13 protein-coding genes are annotated in these 21,503 nt (G+C 37.5%); 5 read left to right on the top strand and 8 right to left on the bottom strand.

The features are described from left to right. The first annotated feature begins 12 nt into the window (after positions 1-12). Positions 13-1,755, top strand: a complete 1,743-nt coding sequence (locus E6H07_10140; protein ID TMI66235.1) for a hypothetical protein — start codon at positions 13-15, stop codon at positions 1,753-1,755. Between the two features lie 4 nt (positions 1,756-1,759). Beyond that, a complete protein-coding gene (locus E6H07_10135) occupies positions 1,760-3,838 on the top strand; it encodes a glycosyltransferase family 39 protein (GenBank protein ID TMI66234.1) in 2,079 nt (692 codons plus the stop codon). Here the strand turns inward: E6H07_10135 and hscA are convergent. From hscA to E6H07_10120, 3 genes are all read right to left on the bottom strand, one after another. Then, positions 3,831-5,681 carry a Fe-S protein assembly chaperone HscA gene (gene hscA, locus E6H07_10130; protein ID TMI66233.1) on the bottom strand — a complete coding sequence of 617 codons (1,851 nt, stop codon included), beginning with the start codon at positions 5,679-5,681 and terminating at the stop codon, positions 3,831-3,833. The genes E6H07_10135 and hscA overlap by 8 nt on opposite strands. Before the next feature lie 110 nt (positions 5,682-5,791). Next, positions 5,792-10,882, bottom strand: a complete 5,091-nt coding sequence (locus tag E6H07_10125) for a hypothetical protein (protein ID TMI66232.1) — start codon at positions 10,880-10,882, stop codon at positions 5,792-5,794. 30 nt (positions 10,883-10,912) lie between these two features. Continuing rightward, positions 10,913-12,025 (bottom strand): PorV/PorQ family protein, encoded by a 1,113-nt coding sequence (locus E6H07_10120; protein ID TMI66231.1) that lies wholly within the window; start codon positions 12,023-12,025, stop codon positions 10,913-10,915. Positions 12,026-12,229: 204 nt separating this feature from the next. On the opposite strand from E6H07_10120, the gene E6H07_10115 reads away from it, so the two are divergent. The 3 genes from E6H07_10115 to E6H07_10105 all read left to right on the top strand — a co-directional run bounded on the left by E6H07_10115 (position 12,230) and on the right by E6H07_10105 (position 14,832). After that, the gene (locus E6H07_10115) at positions 12,230-13,507 is read left to right on the top strand and encodes a tyrosine--tRNA ligase (protein ID TMI66230.1); all 1,278 of its coding nucleotides are present in this window, start codon (positions 12,230-12,232) and stop codon (positions 13,505-13,507) included. Further along, complete coding sequence (locus E6H07_10110) at positions 13,497-14,162, top strand: alpha/beta hydrolase (GenBank protein ID TMI66229.1); 666 nt, start codon at positions 13,497-13,499, stop codon at positions 14,160-14,162. The genes E6H07_10115 and E6H07_10110 overlap by 11 nt, the downstream gene beginning before the upstream one ends. A 61-nt stretch (positions 14,163-14,223) precedes the next feature. Beyond that, positions 14,224-14,832 carry a hypothetical protein gene (locus E6H07_10105; protein TMI66228.1) on the top strand — a complete coding sequence of 203 codons (609 nt, stop codon included), beginning with the start codon at positions 14,224-14,226 and terminating at the stop codon, positions 14,830-14,832. On the opposite strand, the gene E6H07_10100 is transcribed toward E6H07_10105, so the two are convergent. From E6H07_10100 to E6H07_10080, 5 genes are all read right to left on the bottom strand, one after another. Continuing rightward, on the bottom strand, positions 14,827-15,453 hold the full coding sequence (locus tag E6H07_10100) for a G-D-S-L family lipolytic protein (GenBank protein TMI66520.1): 627 nt from the start codon (positions 15,451-15,453) through the stop codon (positions 14,827-14,829). The two genes, E6H07_10105 and E6H07_10100, sit on opposite strands and share 6 nt — an antisense overlap. Positions 15,454-15,567: 114 nt before the next feature. Continuing rightward, on the bottom strand, positions 15,568-17,502 hold the full coding sequence (locus E6H07_10095; protein ID TMI66227.1) for a S9 family peptidase: 1,935 nt from the start codon (positions 17,500-17,502) through the stop codon (positions 15,568-15,570). A gap of 145 nt (positions 17,503-17,647) precedes the next feature. After that, complete coding sequence (locus tag E6H07_10090) at positions 17,648-18,541, bottom strand: cyanophycinase (GenBank protein ID TMI66226.1); 894 nt, start codon at positions 18,539-18,541, stop codon at positions 17,648-17,650. Positions 18,542-18,667: 126 nt separating this feature from the next. Further along, entirely contained in the window at positions 18,668-19,993 is a 1,326-nt protein-coding gene (locus tag E6H07_10085) for an amino acid permease (protein TMI66225.1), read from the bottom strand. 89 nt (positions 19,994-20,082) lie between these two features. Next, entirely contained in the window at positions 20,083-21,375 is a 1,293-nt protein-coding gene (locus E6H07_10080) for an aminotransferase class V-fold PLP-dependent enzyme (GenBank protein TMI66519.1), read from the bottom strand. Positions 21,376-21,503: the final 128 nt, after the last annotated feature.

Genomic DNA, 21,503 nt, shown 5'->3' with positions numbered 1-21,503 from the left:
GTAATCTAATCTATGCTTCAGCTCGCAGTACATATGATTATTATTTCTACTATTTGCATGGTATGGGGACTCATGATTTTATTGGCAGCAAAAAAAATCAAACCCGGAAATAATTTCTGGATCCGTTCAACGGCAGGATTTTATTGCTTCCTTTATTTTGCCGGGTTAATTACATTGTCATTTATTAGTTCCTGGCTTTGCCTGTTTTTACCAATGAGGTTTAGCTATCTTCTTTTATTCAGCATTGTGCCATTGTTATTTCTAATTTCAAAAAGAAAAGCAGCTGTAGAGTTATTGAAAATGTTTCCGTTAAAATTAAATCTTTCATTGGTTGAGGTTAGTTTTATTCTTGTTTGCCTTGCAGCATGTTTTATACCCGGCGTTTTAAAACCCCTGAATAGTGATACACAGATATATCATGTACAGATCATCCGCTGGTTCAATGAATATGGTACTGTTCCAGGCATAGCAAATCTTTTTCCACGTTTTGGGTTAGGCTCTAACTGGTTTAACCTGATCGCAATGTTCCGAATTCCATATTTCAGTTATGAAAATTTCACCTGGTTGAATACTACAACTGTTATTTGGTTTTTTGTATGGTTGATTAATAACTGGCGATTTCATTTTTTGAAAAAAACCTCTTCATCCCACCAGGTAATGAGTCATTTTTATTTACTGGTTATTTTGTTTTCCATGCTTGAATGGGAGCTTTTCAGAGATGCAGCAAGCTCTACAAATTACGATTTCATTGTAACCGCATTAACTTTAATTGCTATATCGTTTCTCCTTGAATCAATCTTATTTCTACAAGAAGAAAAAAAAATCTCTTTTATATTCATTGTTCTTTGTATCTCAGTAATTCCATTTAAGCTCTCCGGTATATTCCTTGTGCTTTTATTGTTATTCTATTTATCCGGTTTTTTAAAGATCAAATACTGGATTTATTGTCTTACCGCAGGAATTATAATCATCACTCCTCTTTTAATTAAAAATTATATAGTCACAGGATACCCGGTTTATCCTATGCCTATCAGTTTTAATAATCCCGACTGGAAACTTCCGTTGGAAATGACAGACTATCTCAGACAATATATTTATGTCTCAAACAGGTTTTACAATAGCAAAAGCATCGATTTTACAAAGGTTCCCGAACTTATGCAGCAAAGCTGGATACATTTATGGGCAACGGGATTATTATTTCAGCAAAAAATCATTATTGGTCTGTCGTTGCTTTCTCTTGCTTTGTTTTTTTTCAAGTCAGGGTTATCAGTCAGCCATAAATCACTGCGTGGTTTATTCTTTGTTCTTATACTAATGGCGGCGGGATGGTTCTTCACGGCACCTTCTCCCCGCTTTGGTTATGGCGTACTGCTTATGTTGGCTTTTTTCCCGATCTGTTTTTATTTTGGTAAATATTTTACTCCCCAGTTACACAAGCCTCTTATTATACTTACATTTTTTATAACTGGTTATTACCTTTATTTAAAATCGCAGCCATTTTTTGAACACCCTGATTATTTTGTACACACTGCAAAGCTGGACCAACCTCCGGTCGGAATCATTACAATTAATGGTATGAATTTTAACCTCCCCGAAGTAATTAATAATGGATGGCTACGTGACTGCTACAATACAGATCTTCCATGTATTTATCAAGAAAATAAATACCTGCTGCTTCGAGGCAGTTCACTGAAAGACGGTTTTAAAATGGATCCGCATCCAGATAGTATCTTTATCCGTAACTATGTTTATTAATCAAATGAAAAAAGTCGCTTCATTTTTATATCGAAACCCTGTTGCGCTTTTTTTACTATTTCTCTTTATTGTTTACTTGCCGGTGTTTTTACCCTTTTTTCATTTAAAAAATGATTTAATAACGCAAAATCTTCCTACCCGTTTTGTTATCAGCGAGAGTTTATACTCCGGCTATTTTCCCTGGTGGAACCCATACATACATTATGGTATACCCCAATATGGAGATATGAATAATGGTTTCTGGAACCCATTTCTATGGCTGATAGCAAAAACCATTGGCTATTCGATCTATACAATTACGCTAGAAGAAATGTTTTACCTGCTGCTTGGCGGATGGGGCATGTATAAGTTAATCAAAGAATTATTTTCCAAAAACACGGCTTTGCTAACCGGGCTTGCATATATATGCTGCGGTTGTGCAGTAGGACGATTACAGCATTTTATTATGATACCGGGGTTGGCATTTTTCCCTTTTGTCCTCTTATATTTTATCCGTACTCATAAAGCACCTATTGTTAAAAATTTCATCGCCAGCGGTTTCAGTGTTTTTTTATTTATGTCTGCTACACATCCAAGCCAGGTAATTGGAGGTTCTTACTTCTTCCTGTTTGTTATACTTTTTATATACTTATTCAGAAATTCGGCAACAAAAAAGTTTTACACCGGAAATTTCTGGAAAATAAATTTTGTGTTACTAATAATTGCAGGCCTGTGCTGCTCGGTTATTATTGTCAGTAATCTTGAAGTTCTGCAGCATATATCGCGGAGTAGCAGGGTACCGACAGAATATGCACAGTTTGCCTCTACGACTTTACAGTCTTATTTCTCCGTTTTATTTCCTTTAGCCGTTCATAAGACCAATTTTTTTGATACTGATATTTCAATGCGAAATGTCTATGGCGGAATCGCACTGATAGTTGGTTTGTTTTTTTATTTTAAAAATATAACCCGTAAAGTAATTTTATTCAGTCTGTTGCCGCTTTTATTTTTCGTGCTACTTGCTTCTGGCGGCTGGTTTAAAACCTTTGCCTGGCATGCCTTGCCACTTACTGGTTTTGTACGTATTAATGGCGAATTCACTTATTTCGCACTGTTGATTCTCTTTTTGTTGTCATCTGCAGGATTGTCTTCATTGCTTCAAAAAGACAACTATCCTCATTTGCTTACTGCACCATTTAAATGGTTATTGATGCTGTTCCTGACAACTTCATTGATTTCGTTGATTTTGATTACTACAACAAAATCATCTTTCATATTTACTAGCAGTAATGCTGCCGGTAAATATTATATTAAATCATTATTTGAAAATCTAAGTTTTGCCGATTTACTTCTTATTCAAAGTCTCATTGGAATTTTTACAGTTTGGCTGATTAAAAAATATAAATTTAGTTATACCGCATCGGTCTTTATAATTTGTGCAAATCTTACGATCACAACATGGTTATCCCTGCCATTTACAGGACTTGGGATGAAGTCAAAAAAAGAAATGCAGCAGGTGATTAACAGTAGTCCCCCGGGCATACAATTACAGAAACTCACACCTGTTTCAGAGACAAAGCTGATAACACCGGAAAATAAAAGAGAGTTTATAATGCTGTCTTCTTTCAGTAAAAAAATCGGCAACCCCGAAATGGAAGATTACCCCGTACAGTTAAAATCAAGTGCAGCCTTTTTCAGCGATTCAGCATTAACTAATTTTATTAATCAACAGGCGTGGTTATTTCTTAGTTCAGATACATTGACCACCGCATTCACAAGCTTTGATTCTTCAGCTATTAAAGTGATTGAAAACGGACCTGGAAAAATTAAATGCAGTGTCAGTAATAGCGGATATAAATTTCTTGTTTTATTGCAAAACAATTATCCGTACTGGCGAGTTTCAATGGATGGAAAAGAAATAAAACATTCTACAGCTTTTAAAACATTTATTTCAGTACCTGTTACTGACGGTGATCATATTATTGAATTCAACTTTAACCCCAAACCAATTAGAACAGTTTTGCAAATCAATATCACTATTCTCATTTTACTACTACTTTTTTTGTGTATAAAAAAAACAAGGAACAAAAGCTTGTTTAAATAATCTTTCCTTTCATGGCTTTACCGATCGCTTCATTCATCAGCCGCTCTGCATAAGGCCTTGAAATTTCATTCAGCTTTTCAATAGCTCCCTGAATTTCATCCTTAGTTCCGGAATTGATCAAAGTTTGCAATCCGCTTATTGCATTTTGTGTAATGGATATTTCCTCATCAAGCAGATACTCTTTGTTTTTTTCAATAAACAACCCCGTTGCATCAACTATTTGTTTTCCTTCTGTCTGTGCTTCTACCAAAGCCCTTGTCTGCATATCTTCTTTAGCATGAGTGATGGAATCCAATAGCATTTGTTCTACTTCCGCATCTGTTAATCCATATTGCGGTTTTACTTCAATGCTTTGTTCTACTCCGCTTCTTAGTTCTTTCGCTTTTACAACCAATATTCCGTCTGCATTCACTAGGAAACTCACTTCCACTTTTGGCAATCCTGCGGGCATTGCCGGTATACCTGTTAAATTAAATTCTGCTAGTCTCCGGTTATCTTTTACGAGGTCTCTTTCACCCTGGTATACGGAAATCCGCATTCCACTTTGTCCATCTTTCTGAGTAGTATATTGTCTGCCTGCTTTCGAAGGAACTTTTGAATTTCTCGGGATCAGCACATCCATCAACCCGCCCATTGTTTCAATACCCAACGATAAGGGTGTTATGTCAAGCAATAAAAAATCTTTATTGTTGCCTGCTAAAATATCTGCTTGTACGGCTGCTCCCAATGCCACTACTTCATCAGGATTAACAGTATCATTTACTTTTCTTTTAAAAAACTTACTTACTGATTCGATAACAAGCGGCACTCTTGTACTACCACCTACCATCACTACCTCATTTATTTCAGCAACTTTAATTCCCGCATCAATCACAGCATTTATGCAACAGGCAATTGTTTTTTCAACAAGAGGTCTAATAAGATTTTCATACTCAGTTTTCAAAAGTGATAGATCCTCTCCATTCAACTGATAAGAAAAAGTATTATTAAAACTTAAATGCTTCTTGGCTTCTTCTGCTAATAATCTTATTTGCTGCCTGAAATTATCGTCGGTTGCCTTTTCATTCCATCCTTTTGCATTGATCCAGTATTCGCTTATAGCCCTGTCAAAATCATCACCACCTAGATAAGTATCACCATTTGTTGAAAGCACATCAAATACACCACCTGTTATCCGTAAAACAGAAATATCAAATGTGCCACCACCTAAATCATATACAGCAATAGTTTTTTCTTCCTCTTTATTTAAACCTAAGCCGTAAGCCAAACTTGCCGCCGTTGGCTCATTCACTATTCGCATTACATCGAGCCCTGCAAGCTTACCAGCATCTCTTGTAGCCTGGCGCTGCGCATCATTAAAATAAGCAGGTACTGTTATTACAGTTCTTGTAACCGGTGTTTTTAAAATATGTTCTGCCCTTTTTTTTAATTCTTTCAGAATAAAAGAAGAAAGCTCAATGGGAGAATAAAACTTTTCACCTACTTGCACTTTCACAAGGCTTTCGGTATTATCATCAATTATTTTATAGGTAAAAAAGCCTGTATGCTCACGGATATCATTATATGATTTACCCATTAACCGCTTCACAGAAAACACCGTATTCTCTGGTTCAGCAATCAAAAACTTTTTTGCCTCATCTCCAACTGTTATTTCGCCACTTTTAGAAAAATGAAGAATAGAAGGCACCAGTGCATTTCCATCAAACTCTTTTAACACGACCGGTTTCTTTGTTTCGGGGTGAATGATGGCGACGAGGCTGTTGGTGGTTCCCAGGTCTATTCCAACGATCATTTCCTGTTGCTGCAGACTGCCGGTTGATATATTGATTGCGATTTTTGCCATATAATATTTTCAAGCGATGCGCAAAAGTAACAGTTGATGGACAAACAACACTTACGCATAAAGAAAAAGGGCCGTATTTGCGGCCCTTCTTCACACTTAAAATTTATTAATTAACGCATTAGATACATTTTTCCATATCCATTGTTGAAGAACTTATCGGTATTGTCTTCATTATCTGTCTCATTACTACGATATTTCTCCAACGCCTTTCCTTTGTGATTGGTAATGACGCGGTACAGATAAATACCGTTTGCCAGCTTTTGTCCATAACTGTCTGTTCCATCCCATTTAAACTCAGTGATGTTTCGGCCGATATGTAAAGGCCCTAATTCATCTTTTGTTATTTCCCTCACCACTTTACCAGTAATAGTCAATATCTGTATTCGAATATTTTGCGGCACCTCGCTTCCGGTTATTGTAAATACAAATGCTGTAGATGTAGTAAACGGATTCGGGTAATTCAGCATATTTGAGATCATCGGTTTGTTGATGACCTTAAATACCACTCTGTATTCAATATTACCAGCTGCATTTTCACTTCTGTCTTTACCGGTTACGATCAATTCATACTCGCCATCTTGTGTAAAGTATGGGAAGAAGTCAATAGCGGCTGTATTATTAGCATTCGGTGCCTGGCCAGCCGGTGTAAACCGTAATGTATCGTTATTGAAATTAAACTGGCGTACCGTACCACCGGGATACTTCACTTTTACAGTTAAAAGACTGGTATCATCCAGTATCATCCATCTTGCTTCATCTTTTAGTTTTACCACTATATGCGGTTTGGATGAAACAACATCCCGGTTTAAGATATGGACATTATCAAACGTAACATCAAGCAGCGGGTTAAGGCTGTCTGGTTTTACATACAATGTTTTAAATAAGAAATTATTAAAATGATATTGTTCCGGCTGATCATCATCAGGATTCACTTCTACATAAATTGTATTGTACCCAGAAAGTGAAGGTGTCTGTACAGTTGTGCTTACTACGATCGTATCGTTTACCGCTAATGCCTTTTTTCTCGGTATTGGAATAATATTTGGCGTATTACTTTTATCAGTTATAACCATTTTTACTTTAAGACTATCGAATGGAATTTCGCTGACATTTTTAAATGCGACTTTAAAGTTGAATGGTTCACCTACATCAACAGTATCCTTAGATTCAAAAAGGATATTCGGTGCAATTGCACCTTCCGGTACCGGCACATAAGTTAATCTCCAGTAACGAAGCTGGTAAGGTGTAAAGTTCAGTGTATCCTTTGTAAATAAACGAAGTCTCATATAAGGATAAGCTGTTGCGCTGAAAGAAGAAATATCATAATCTTGCTGTGCAGTGGTCAGGTTATTTAACAATACAATCTCTTGCCCGGTCGGTGATATACCGATCAATGCAAGTGATACACTATCAAGTGGGTTAATATCCGGTGCAACAGTACCTCTCCATTTTAAAGTTCTCCATTCTTTGGCAGGACCCATTAACGGTGATGTTATCAACCCGACAGTATCCGGAGTTTTTATATTGACATCCATGTAAATTTTATCATAGTTACCTGCAGTAAATAGTGTTCTTGGAGGAAATGCTGTCGCATCATTTTTCTTATATGTGAAGATGAATGTACGAGGACGGTTAAAACTGTCTAGTGTTGCAAATCCCTGGTTATATAAAGTATGGTACAATGAATTTCCGGAACCATAAAGAAGTGTATCATCTTTCCATACATTAGGATAAGCGAGTCCCACCGGATCGGTAGGGCTGTTATTTCCCCGTATTACCACATATGAACCGTCAGGAACTACATTATTCAGGAAATTCATGAGCTTACGCCGAGATGCAGTATCTGTAAAAAGATATTCAAATGTATACTCCCGCCTGATACCACAAGTCAATCGGAGACTTTCGTACAATCCGGTAGGTCCGGAGTAATCATTTTTTAAAGCTTTAAGTGTTTTAGGGTTAAAGACACTGACCATTATGGCATCATAATTACATCCACCCGCAATAAATGCGGAATCATTTACGGAAATAATGAAGTCTGGTGCCTGGTTTGAGGCTGTAGGGAAGATCGCATTCTTGATAAAAAGATTATTATTACTTGAATCAAATACAAGCTTTCTGTCTTCCTTTAATATAACACCCGAATAGACCGAGTGGCCATGTTGAAAGTAATGGCTTTGATTATATCCCAGGTCGTTATTAGCCAGGTAAATAAATGATGAGCTATTCCATACCGGCAAGCCTGTTGTTGGCTGTGGAGCTACTCTCCAATAATAAACAGTGCTATCTGTAAAAATTATTCCTGGGCTAAACTCAAGAACTCCTCCAACTGAGCTAAGTGTACGAGTTGCTTTCATTGGTGAATTAAACAATTCAGTCGTATCAATTTCCAGCATATAAGGCTTGAGTGTACTTAACGGGTTAGCAGTAGAAGCAATAAGCTTAATATTTTGTTTATTGATAATTGAAAAATTGTATGGGTAAACTGGTCTCGCTTCATCCTCGTATATGAAAAAGTCCTTTGTAACAGAATTATTTGATTCAAATGTTTCATCTACCTGGTTTTCTGCATCAATTGTAATCGTTATCCTATTTAATCCTTTATCCCGGGTAGCTACAACTGGTATTTTAAGTTTCAGTGAATCTATAAAACGTATACCCGGAATTGTATCCTTATAAATAACTTCAGTAACGTTAGTAGTGGGATAGGTACGTTTTACTTCTACTACAATATTTTTATTAACAGCCTTTCCAAGATTCACATACTGTACATTCAACTGGAAACTATCTTCAGCTATTGAAATGATATTCGGGGAAATCTTTACCATTGGCTCTTCAATCGCATAATCAGGCTTCTCGAAATAATTTAGTTTTATAGCAGGGTCACCATGTAAGCTGGTTTGTTCACATTGAAACCGGGCATAATAATCCAATTGTGATGTAAGGTTAAAGACTTGTGTAATCGTTTCCTTCATTTGCTCACCTAGCGTTTTACCATAATGAGTTGTAGATATGGCAGTATAGTTTTTTGTGTTGTAAATATCAAGGTAATGTACAATACCGAAGTGTGTACTTGCTATAAAAGCAATAGATCCTTTATTAGCAGCGAGAACAAATTTTTCAGATAATGTTTCCCTTACAAGAAAACGAACCGTATTAAAATTAAAAAGATTTCCTGCATTACAACCCATCACTATCATTACCGGGTACTTGCCTGTGTTATTATAGCTGGCCGGATCATCCAAATTAAATTCAAGTGAACTGGTGGCAGAGTGACCAAAGTAAGTAAGTAAGCTCACTCCCTCTTCCATCAATTGTTTTAGTCTTACCGTATTAAGCAATGTAACTGTCTCTGCTGATGTTTTGCTGAATAAATGCACATTAGCGCCGAATAGAGTGTCTTTAATTATATCACGATACCTGTTCATATAAGCTTCCAACAATGCTTCCAGGTTTTCATCACTGGCACCCACTACATGTATTACATTTTTCATCCATGCTTTATCCTGAATGGCAGGTGAATTCGTTTTTTGAGTTTGTTCATATACAATAACCTTTGCAAGGTAATTAAGTATCTCTTCTCCGTTAATTACAGATAACCTTCCAATAGGTGTTACAGGTATCAGGTTTCCAGGATCAGCACTTAAGAGATTATCAGAAGCGGGGTGCCCAAATGTTGGAATGAATCCTAGCTTGTATACATCTGGATTCGACTCAAATGCCCGAAATTGGTTATAGGTTAATCCTTTACCGATCAAAAAAACAAATTTGGGCTGCACCGCATATGTTGCCCTTGCCCAACGCAGAAAATTTCTTACTGATAAAGGATTCATTTTAATACCAAATCCAAATTGGTCAACTAAATCTTCTATCATGTAAATCTTAGCGTTGTAACCGCCGCCAGCGGTTGAGCTTCTATAAGTTTTATATGCTTCAACGGGATTTGAACCATTTGGCCCGGTCATCAATGCCGCATGTGAGATAATTAAATAATCACCCTCATATGCAGTCCCAGTATAATTAACAAAATTTCTCTGAACAGCATTGACTACTGAAGAATAATTTGAGGCATTCTGTGAAACCAAAACCAATTCCCGTTCAGTAGTTGAAGGCAATAACTTAAAACGTAAGGTTGGTTGATTACCCATATCTGCAACATAGCGCTGCCCATTTGTAAGATCAAGTAATACTGGCGTTATCCCACCAAAATTGAAATTGTTTATTTCAAGATAATTACCTGCAACTGAAGCTGGCAATTTGAATTTGAAGTTTATTGAATTATCAAAGTCGAATATCCGTGGATAATCTATCCCAAACATTCCAACCACCATCCTGTCACTATTAACAGTTGTAATATTATTTAAGGTTACTGTAGTAGCTGCTGAAGTAATATTTGCTGCATCCAAAGGAATATCCAGTTTTACATAATCAAAATAATCCATTCGTTGTGTATCAATTGGATTACCGTTAATACTTACACTAAACTCTCGTGGATTAAGCGCATTACCTACTGCATTAATTCTGAATCTTGATTCAGGTGCGCCGGCTCCCGTATATACTTTCAATGAATTGGGAAAACTGCCCAATATAAATTCAGTAGTTGTTGTTCTGCCAATATCTGCAGATGTCCATCCTTCTCCCTGGTCATAAGAAGATGAGTATACATATTCACTTATCACTGCTGCAAAGCCCGGGTTTTGCTTTGTCCTGAAATCAACTCCGGCTGTATGCATAAAATATGGTTCAGCAGGCAATGAGTTTCCTGCAACATCATTGATCGTTGGCGCCAACCTGAAATTGGGACTTGTTGTATTTACCGTAAGAAAGAATGCTGCCGTATCAGTATTAAAATTCCATGCATCATTCAGTTGGTGATCCTGAATTCTGTACATCACTTTATCCACTTTGCCATCATTCATCTTACCCCAAAATTCAATATAATCGGATGCACCGAATAAACCGGTTTGAATAGATGTATAAATTGGCACTTCCTGGCCATTTCTCCATAATTGAAAGTGTTGCGCCTGCACAGTACCCAGACCCCATGAGGCTAAAGCAGATTGATTAATGCGATACAAACCTGTAGCACCGACTTTAAACTTGTAATAAGTTTTATTGTAATCTATCCATTCATTATTAAAGTTCTGTGCTTTCACCAGAACTCCGCTCAGAATAAACAGTATAAGTAAAATTCGTTTCATTGCTCAATGGTTTATTTCGGATGCCTGATTTTATTTTTTCTTACGGTTTGGGTCACTCACCAAATTCAGCCGCAACGAAAACACATGGGTAAATAACGGGTTAGATTGGTTGGCTAGATTGGTAAATGCATAATCAATCGTTACATTCTGTATTTTAAACCCTGCACCACCACCCGGCTGATAGATCCAGACCTTTTTTTGATTCAATGTATCCCCATCCGCCAATGCCCTCTGGAAATTATTGATACCTGCACGCAGGTAAAAAACATTGTTGACATTAAATTCCAAACCCAGTTTCGGATCAACGCTTACCGGATCTGCACTTACGAGTGTATTACGTTTTCCATCAAAAGTCAAATCTAAATTGGCTTCAGCAAGGAGGCTTGATTTTTTTCCCAATTTAAAATCCCTTGCCACGCCTAACACTAACCTTGGTGCCGTCAACTCAGTAGATTTAACGGGGATCTCATTGTTGGTGAGATAAAGAACTTCTTTCTCTCTTTCAGTAAATGTAAATGACCATGCATTGAACGTGGTAGTGATATCACGACCTGATATGCCAAACCGCCATTTATCTTTTTGAATTTGCACTCCTGCATCCAAACCAAAACCCCATGCTTTCGCAAACTTACCTACGCTGCGATGAATAACTTTTGCATTTACTCCAAACTGTACATTCTTATGTTCCGTTTCTTTCAGGCGTTGTGCAAACGAAACAAGAAATGCATAATCAGCCGATGAAAAAGCCTGGATATTGTTATAATTGATAGAACCATCGGGTTCTACCAGGAATAAAGTATTCATGATATCATCTACGGCAAAACGCAACCCGGTGACAGCTACTGTTCTTTTTTTATTTGCCGAAGGGAAAGCGATTCCTGCAAAATCATATTTACCGATACCGGCGAAATATTCAGCATGCATTATGTTAAGCTGGGGAACATCTTTTATGTTTACTAAACCTGCAGGATTCCAATAACTAGCCGTTCCGTCGTTCACTGATGCTACCTGTGCTCCCCCCATTGCAAGACCTCGGGCACCGGCGCCAATATTCAAAAATTCATTGGAATATTTTCTGAACTGTGCAGACGAGTCAGAAAAAATCGCAGTTAATAGGGTAAGTGTTACAAGGGTTCGTTTCATCAGATTAAAGATTTCTAATAAGCAATTCATTTAAGTTTTCAGAGGTGGCGGATGTGGCTTCAAAAATACTTTATACGGGCCGGATTACATAGTCCGGCCAGAAAAGAATATCATCTGAAAACGAATTTGTTAGAAAAAAATTGCCGATGCCCCGTTCCTTTTGCATTCTACCTTACTTTTGTTGCAAATCACAGAGTTACAACTATGAACTTGATAGAAGAATTACGATGGAGAGGGATGATACAGGACATCATGCCGGGCACTGAAGAGCAGCTGAAAAAGGAAATGACAACTGCCTATATCGGCTTTGATCCGACCGCAGATAGCCTGCATATCGGAAGCCTTGTTCCTATTTTATTGCTGGTGCATTTTCAAAAAGCCGGACACAAACCGATTGCCTTAATAGGTGGCGCTACAGGCATGGTTGGTGATCCAAGCGGAAAAAGCGAAGAAAGAAATTTATTAAGTGAAGATGTTTTACGGCATAACCAGGAAGGTGTAAAAAAACAATTGATGCAGTATCTAGACTTCGATACATCGAAAACAAACTGCGCAGAAATGGTGAACAATTATGACTGGTTTAAAGATTTTAGTTTTCTGAATTTTATTCGTGATGTGGGCAAACATATCACAGTGAACTACATGATGAGTAAAGACAGTGTGAAGAAACGATTGGAAGGTGAAACAGGAATGAGTTTTACAGAATTCACTTACCAGTTGGTTCAGGGTTATGATTTTTACTGGTTGTATAAAAATAAAAATGCCAAACTGCAAATGGGCGGTAGTGATCAATGGGGAAATATTGTAACCGGTACTGAACTGATAAGAAGAAAAGAAGGTGGTGAAGCCTTTGCTTTTACCTGCCCGTTAATAACAAAAGCTGATGGCGGCAAGTTTGGCAAAACAGAAAAAGGGAATATATGGTTGGATGCAAATAAAACCACTCCTTACCAATTTTATCAGTTCTGGTTGAATGCAAGTGATGAGGATGCAGAGAAATGGATCAAGATCTTTACTTTTTTGCTACAAGCTGAGATCAATTCAATTCTTGATGAACATAAAAAAGATGCAGGTAAAAGAATTTTACAAAAAAGATTAGCAGAGGAAGTTACACGTTTTGTGCATGGAGAAAATGCATTGCAGGAAGCATTAACAACTACAGAAAAAACATTTACACAAAAAGATATACCGGCAGAAGAACTCACATTAAAAGATTTTGAAGATATGCAGGGTGTTACCCAAATTTCTTTTTCAAGAGATAAAATTCATTCTGGAATAGATATTGTTTCTTTTCTTGCTGAAACAAATATTTTCGACAGTAAAGGGAATGCCCGTAAAAATGTACAGGGTGGCGGTATAAGTCTTAATCGGAAAAAAGTAGAAACAGTTGATTTTAAAATTGATGCTTCACACCTGCTGCTTGATCGCTTTTTATTGGTGAATAAAGGAAAGAAAAATATTTTTTTGATAAGTGTCGGATAATCCTGCTATATCCCTTCAAAAAGTTTATTTTATCAGCGGCCTGGGTGCTGATAAACGTACTTTTTCACTTCTTGATCTTTCTTTCTGTAATCCCGTTTTTATTGACTGGATACAGCCACTACCGGATGAATCATTAGCAGCTTATGCATTGAGATTGAGAAAACAGATCAGCGGGGAACACCCAATTATAATCGGTGTTTCATTTGGCGGTATGCTTGTTACTGAAATGGCAAAAGCCGACCCTGGTATAAAAGCAATTATTATTTCAAGCAATAAAACTGCAAATGAATTTCCATCTCTTTACAGGGCAGGCAAATACTTACCGGTATACAAATGGGTGCCTCAGACACTGCTTAAAAAAGCTGCTTTATTCCGTAGTTTGTTTTTCGGCCCAAAAGGAGAAAAACAAAAAGAACTTTTTAAACAAATACTGAATGATTCAGATACCCGCTTTACCAGGTGGGCTATTCATTCAATACTTTACTGGAAAAACAATGTTGTGCCACAAAATATAATTCATATACATGGCCGTTCTGACAAATTGCTTCCCTGCCGAAGGGTAAAAGCTGATTATGTGGTTGAAAAAGGAACCCACCTGATGATCATGAACCAGCCTGAAGAAATCTCAAACCTGATAAAAAAGTTAATTGTTTAACAGCATACGCTGATTAAAGATATACTGAGTTAAATTGCTTTAAATTTCATTCCAGGATTCTATGCGGATAGCTTTGCTAATACTCCAATTCAGTTTTTTTACATGTTGTTCAGCAAACGACAGTTTAATTCATTTTATCAGACTAAATTTTCTTTACGGCTCTAAACCCGCAAAAGGATATAAAGACATAGAAGCAAAAAAATTCGGAGGAATAAAAGGTGGCCATGTAAATATAGAAGCCGGCGACAAAGTGCTGGACTTTATGCCCGGCAATAATCCTTTATTTCCAAAAGATAAAAAACCATCGGGCGGATTCAGATTAAACAATTCAATATACTGGGATACTACAAACACGAAGTGGACAACAGTATTTATTCCTGTATCGGTCGATCAATTTTCAGAACTACAGTTGCTCTTTGACTCCTTATCAAAGCACACACCTTATGATTATGCAATATTTGGTATGCGATGTGCGGCAGCATCATATGATGTATTAAGTATGATCGGTTTGTTCCCGGAATACTCAAACAGCAAAAATATTGCTACCCATTTTTATCCCAAGCTATTACGTAAAAAAGTGTTGAAATGGGCGACTGAAAATAATTTCACTGTAATAGAACATGAAGGTAAGTCTTCCCGCAAATGGGAATCTGACAAAGGCCTCTTATAACTTTTTTATCACTTTCCACATTTCATCTGCTACTAATTGATTACCTGTTGAATTCAGGTGTACCCTATCGGTTGTAAGAATACCGCGGTCTTTATTTTCTTTATTGTTTTTCAGGTTATACTCAAGAAATAATTTCCTCAGATCAACCAGTGTCAATTTGTTCTTTAATGCGATATTCCGGATGATATTACTGTAATAATTCATATCGCCATCCTGAGGGTTACTGAAATCGGTCTTCTCTCCTATTGCAGCCGGTGTGCAAAGGATCACTTTAATATTCTTTGCGACCAGTTTATCAATAATAGCCTGGTAAAATTTTTCAAATTTATCCGGATCTGTGCCTGTGCCCGATGTTGTTTTATGCCACACATCATTTACACCAATGTATATAAAAACAATATCAGGAGTTTTTGCCAATACATCATTCTCCATTCTCAGGTATAGATCGTACACTTTATTGCCGCCAATACCGGCACCGACAAACTCATATTGAGCAGATTTTCCTTCAACATGACTCATACTATCAATGCGAACTATATAACCACCTTGCTGAACACCTGCCTGCGTGATCGAATCACCGAAGAATATTACTTTGTTCTTTTTCTGATAGCTGAATGACATTGTGATAAAAACTAAACCGACGATTAAAATGTTTTTCATCCAATAAATTTTGAGGACAAGATAAATAAAAAAGTCCCGTTGTGTGCGGGACTTTAATTAGTTATTGCGAAATGATCATTGTTTTTTTGATTCCTCTTTTTTCTCTGTAAGGTGTTTTGCAAAAAACTTTTCCATCGACTTATAAAAATCGGTTCGGTTGTTTTCATTCTGAAAACCATGACCTTCATCATTCTTTACCATATACTCCACATCTACGCCCCTTTTCTTTAATGCTTCTACCATTTGGTCACTTTCGTCTTTATTTACTCTCGGATCGTTAGCTCCTTGTGCTACAAACAAAGGTGTTTTAATCTTATCTGCATGCATTACAGGTGATGCGGCTGCCAGTAAAGCACTATCCTTTACAGGATCACCAACCATTTCATAAAACATAGCTTTATAAGGTTCCCAGTAAGGAGGAATTGTTTTCATAAATGTGAACATATTGGCTACGCCGACATAATCAACAGCTGCGGCATAAAGATCAGGAGTAAATGCAACGCCGGCCAATGTTGCATAACCGCCATAACTGCCGCCATAAATAGCAACTCGTTTCGGATCTGCAATTCCTTCTTTTATCAACCATTGCACACCATCTGTTATATCATCCTGCATTGTTTTGCCCCATTGTTTGAAACTCTTCATCCAGAATTCCTTTCCATAACCGGTTGAACCGCGGAAATTCATTTGCAATACGCCATAACCACGATTTGCAAGGAATTGTGCCTCCCAATTGAAGCCCCATGAATCTCTTGCCCACGGGCCACCATGCGGATTTACTACTACAGGGATATTCTTCGGATCCACTCCTTTTGGTAAAGTAAGATATCCATGTATTGTTAATCCATCCCTTGATTTATATTCTATCGGTTTTGTAGTTGCCATATCTTTTTCATTCAACCGTGGAAAAGCTTCGCCTAATAATTTTGTTTCGCCTGATTGTTTATCATAGAAATAATAACGTGCCGCAAGTTTATCATTTCCTATCGCTACGATGGATTTATCTTCTGAATTATTACTGCCATAAATGCCTACTTCGTAACCATCAAATTTTTTCTTCATTTTATTATATTCATCCTCTGATTCTTTATCCAGGAAATGTTGCTCACCTTTCCAGGAAGTATAATAAACTGCAGTCAGTACTTTTCTTTTTTGAGATTTGCCTAACCCGTCAACATCATAGTCAGGATTGCTGTATAGTTCTCTTACTTCTTTTTTAGTTGAAAGGTCATACTCGATGATCCCTGTTTTATCCCGACCGATATTGGAAGCGGCATAAATATTTTTATTATCAAACGTAAAAAACTGGATGCCAAAAATATCTTTAAAGCTTGTGTTCAGAAAAGAATCGAAAGGTTCTGTTTCAGATGCACGTTGAAAATAAGTTGTATTTACTCCGTCTGTCTTTGTAGCAATGCGGATCACTCCATCGTTATCGGTAAACCAGCCATCATAGTTTTTATCATTTTGAAAAAGCACCTTCAGCTCGCCAGTTTCAATATTCACACTATAAGGATCAAAAAACCTTGCATCCCGCTTATTCATTGTTATCATTACTTCTTTTTCTTTACCGGCTACATACCTCAGGTCATTCAATATGCCTGTCCGCACTTTAGCAAAAGGCGTTAGTGCTTTTACATCTTTGCCATCAATAGCAACTGAAAACAATTGGAAGTTCTCATCACCGCCAACATCCTGCAGGTAAAGAATGCGGTTACCTTTCCATTGATAGGTCCAGATATTACGCAAAGTATCATTGGTAACAGGAACACCAACTGTGTCTGATATTTTCCGAACATGCACATTCGTATGGCCTTTATAAGGCGATAGGTAAGAAATATATTCTCCATCGGGAGATATCTGCCAGCTGAATTTTTCAGGATTCTTAAAAAATTCTTCCACCGGTATCAATGGCGGCTTTTCTTCGATAGCGGTTTTTGTATTGCATGCAGTAATAAATAACATTGCGCCTGCTGCAAACAGCAAGAATAGTTTCTGATTCAATTTCATAATTGTTGATTTTTTTAAAAGGTGAAGGGGCTGAATTAAAATAGTGACAAAGGACGGAAAAGGGGAAATGAAGATAACAGGATTTATATTAAAAAAGCATCCTTTCATCAAAGAATGCTCCCATATTTAACATTAAAATCAAAACTTACTCTACATCCACCTGTTTCTTTACAACGGCACCATCACTGGCTTCCATTAAGAATTTTCTTTCATTAATAATGTAGCCGTTTCCTTTTTCGCAGAAATGAACTTTCAGATTTTCAATTGAAACAGGATTGCCATCCGGTATATCTGCAATATTGGAGTGTAAAATATCATGCCCATCAATAATTACCACCAGCCCGCTGCCAATCGCTTCCATTTTATTCCCTTCAGTGATCAGCATACCAGTATCTTCTCCAAGTCCAATACCAATAGATGAAGGATTTGTCGCAACAGCCTGTACCAATCTTCCAAAACGTCCCCGCTTTTCAAAATGCGAGTCGATGATGATCGTATCAATAAACCCGAGACCGCTTGTCATTTTCACTTCGCCTTTCAGGTGTGCCCTTGTTGCATTGCCTTCATAGATCATTGTTTTACTCATAGCCATGGCGCCTGCACTCGTTCCGGCGATAAGGAAATTTTCCTCCATATAGCGTTTCTTCATGATGGAAAGAAACTCGGTACCCCCATCCGTTACACTTAATCTTAATTGATTACCACCGCTGAACATTACGGCATCACATACTTTTATTCGTTCAATATACTCTGAATTTGCTGTATCCTGGCGGTTACGTATATGCATTACACCCACGTTCACACAACCGATCTTGCCGAATGCATTCATATAATTCTCGCCGACCTCATAGGGGATCGTAGAAGCTGTGGTGATAATTTCGATCCTTGCATTGATGCCGCCAGCCTCTTCCACCACACGGCGAAGTATCTGTAGTTCAAAAAAATTAAGATTATTGCGGTGAATTTCCCCGGTTTCGGAGTCAGCGCCTTTATCTTCAGCGCCGCCAACTGCAATCAGTTTTCCTTTAGGAACAATCATTCAAAAGGGTTTGATTTTTTCAAATATAATCAGAATGATTATAACGTATTTACTATACCAAACATTTTGTGAATATGTGGAAAATTAGGGCACAAACTGTAGTACTACTATTAAAATTTCGTTGTGTCACTCACTTGTACGTTGGGTAATTCTATTCACCATAAAATAGACTACCACTCCTGCTGCGGCTATCAAACTCCCCCACAAAGCAAACCAACCGGTAGAGAATAAAAGAAAAAGCCAGATACAAATAGAAACAATCACAGGCAGTGGAAACAACCACATTTTAAAAGGAAGATTCTTTGAGCCAAATCTTTTCCGCAATAACGAAACACCTACACCCTGCCCGATAAATTGTACAATGATGCGCATGGCAAGAATGGACGAGATCACTTCGCTCAGCTTCATGAATAAACTGAAAATAAAACCGAGTGCACAAAGAAATATGAGTGAGATGTAAGGAAAGTTTTTGGTGGGATGCAGCTTTGAAAATATTTTAAAGAAATTACCGTCGACAGCAGCTGCATAAGGCACTCTCGAATAACCCAGCACAACTGCAAACAAAGATGAAAGGGCAATACACAAGATCAAAACAGTAACAATAATACCTGCCTGCGGCCCGTGCAGCTGTTCCATAAATGAACTAACCAAATATTTATCATCAGGTTTTACAGATTGCCATGGCACTACTCCCATCACACTTATATTCATTAACAGGTAGAGCAAAGTGATGCCTGCAATAGAAATAAAAATACTCCTTGGAATATTCACCTCCGGTCTTTTTATTTCGCTGCCGAGATGACAAACATTATAATATCCCAAATAACTATAAACTGTTTTTACAGAAGCATGTCCCACCGCTGCCCAAAATGCTAAACTGAAAAATGATTCGCTGGCTTCTGGTAACAGTTTAACCGGGTTATGAAAATTTGAAAGCCCACTGATAATGATCCAAGTAATAGTCAACACAACCACTATACCCATTGCGACTGAAATTTTTCCAATCGCTTCTATTTTTCTGTATAGCAAAATGAAAACTAAGATCACCAATGACCCTGAAACAATTTTTTGTTCAATAAAACTCAAATCAACAATATAAGTAAGGTATTGTGCAAAGCCGATGGCACCGGAAGCTACGACCAGCGGCGCCTGAATTGCTGTTTGCCATACAAACAAAAAGCTCATCAGTTTTCCATACTTCTCGCCGAAAGCAATGCGATGAAAATTATAAGTACCTCCCGCCAATGGATAAGCTGCGCCAAGTTCACTCCAGATCATTGCATCAACCAATGCAGTCACAGCGCCGAATATCCATGCCCATAAAAATAATCCGCTGTTGAACTGGCTTACTACAAAAGGCATTACCACAAAGGGGCCGATACCAACCATATCAATCATGTTGATAGTAGTAGCCTGTAGTAAATTTATTTTTCGGTTTTGGAGTGTGGGCATGAAAGAAAATCAAACTGTAATTTAATTGGCTTTCATTATAAAAATTGGTAACACCCGTTCATTCTGCTTGCGAAATCAGAAATAATAAATCATGTCTTTGCAAATGTGTTTATTCCTTCTACCAATATATCGAGGTTATTCGTAGTAGTATATACATTCGGAGTTACTCTCACACTTTTTATATTCTCCCATTCAATTCCTACGGTATGCACTTTATATTTATCAAGCAGGTATGAATCCAGTTCGGCTGGCTTTTTACCTTCTACAGAAACATTACCGATGGCGCAGCCCCATTTAGGAGAAAAGGAAGTATGCAGTTTTACTTTTGGTGTATTTTTTACTTTATCAAACCAGTAATTCTTTAAATAGTGCAATCGCTTTTCCTTTCTTTCATTGCCGATCATTTCATGAAATTCTAATGCTTTACTAATTGCTTGTTCAATAAAGAAAGGTCTTGTACCTAATGCTTCAAATTTTCGGATATCATCTTTCATCGGATCACCCATTGCAAACATCGGGTATATGCTCTTGATCTTTTCTTTCCGCACATACAACATACCGCTACCAATAGGCGCATACAACCATTTATGCAGGCTGCTTGCAAAATAATCACAGTCAAGGTCCGAAATTTTAAAATCGAAATGAAAAAGACTATGTGCACCATCTACCACTACTTCAATTCCCCGCTTATGCGCCTCTGCAGCGATCTTTTTCACCGGTAGTATCTGTCCATTCCAGTTGATGATATGCGTGATATGTACAATTTTTGTCTTTGGTGTAAATGCTTTTACATACTGGCTCACTAAATAATTTTCATCCTCACTTGGCAGTTCGAGATTTATCCAGTTCATTTTTATTCCATCCCGCATTTCTCTCTGCTTATAAGCATTCACGACATTTGGATAATCTTGCTTTGCTGCCACTACTTCATCACCAGCTTTTAACTGTAACCCAAAAATCACCGTCTCTAATCCTTCTGATGAATTGCGGTTAATAGCAACTTCCTCTGCATCACATCCAGCCATTTTTGCCATATGCTTTCTCAAAGGCTCACGGCCCTGGTCAAGCAACCGCCACATATAATAACTCGGCGCTTCATTGCTGTAATCATAATAACGCTTCATTGCTTCCTGCACAGTTTTAGGTGCGGGACTAACACCACCATTATTCAGGTTAATTAAATAAGGAGATATAGTAAATGATTGCTGAATATAATACCAGAAATCTTCTTCACTAGCAAGATCATCCGGTGGAATTCCTTCTGCATTTTTTAATGCTGCATCAAGGTTCCTGGCCCACATCGGTTTAGTTAGTGCAGTAAAAATGGATAAGGCTGAAAATGCACCAGCTTTTTTTAAAAATTTTCTACGGTTGTCGGATATCATCACTGTTAGTTTGTATAAATGTAGCGAAAAGTTTTTCAGCCCACAGAGAACCACTGAGGAATTGAGAGCCACAGAGATTTTCTCTGTGGCTCTCCCTAAACTCTGAGGTTCTCTGTGGCCAAACT

It is taken from the genome of Bacteroidota bacterium (assembly GCA_005882315.1).
Taxonomy (GTDB): domain Bacteria; phylum Bacteroidota; class Bacteroidia; order Chitinophagales; family Chitinophagaceae; genus VBAR01.
The sequence above is the reverse complement of the archived record's forward strand: the minus strand, read 5'-3'. Positions and strand labels throughout refer to the sequence as shown.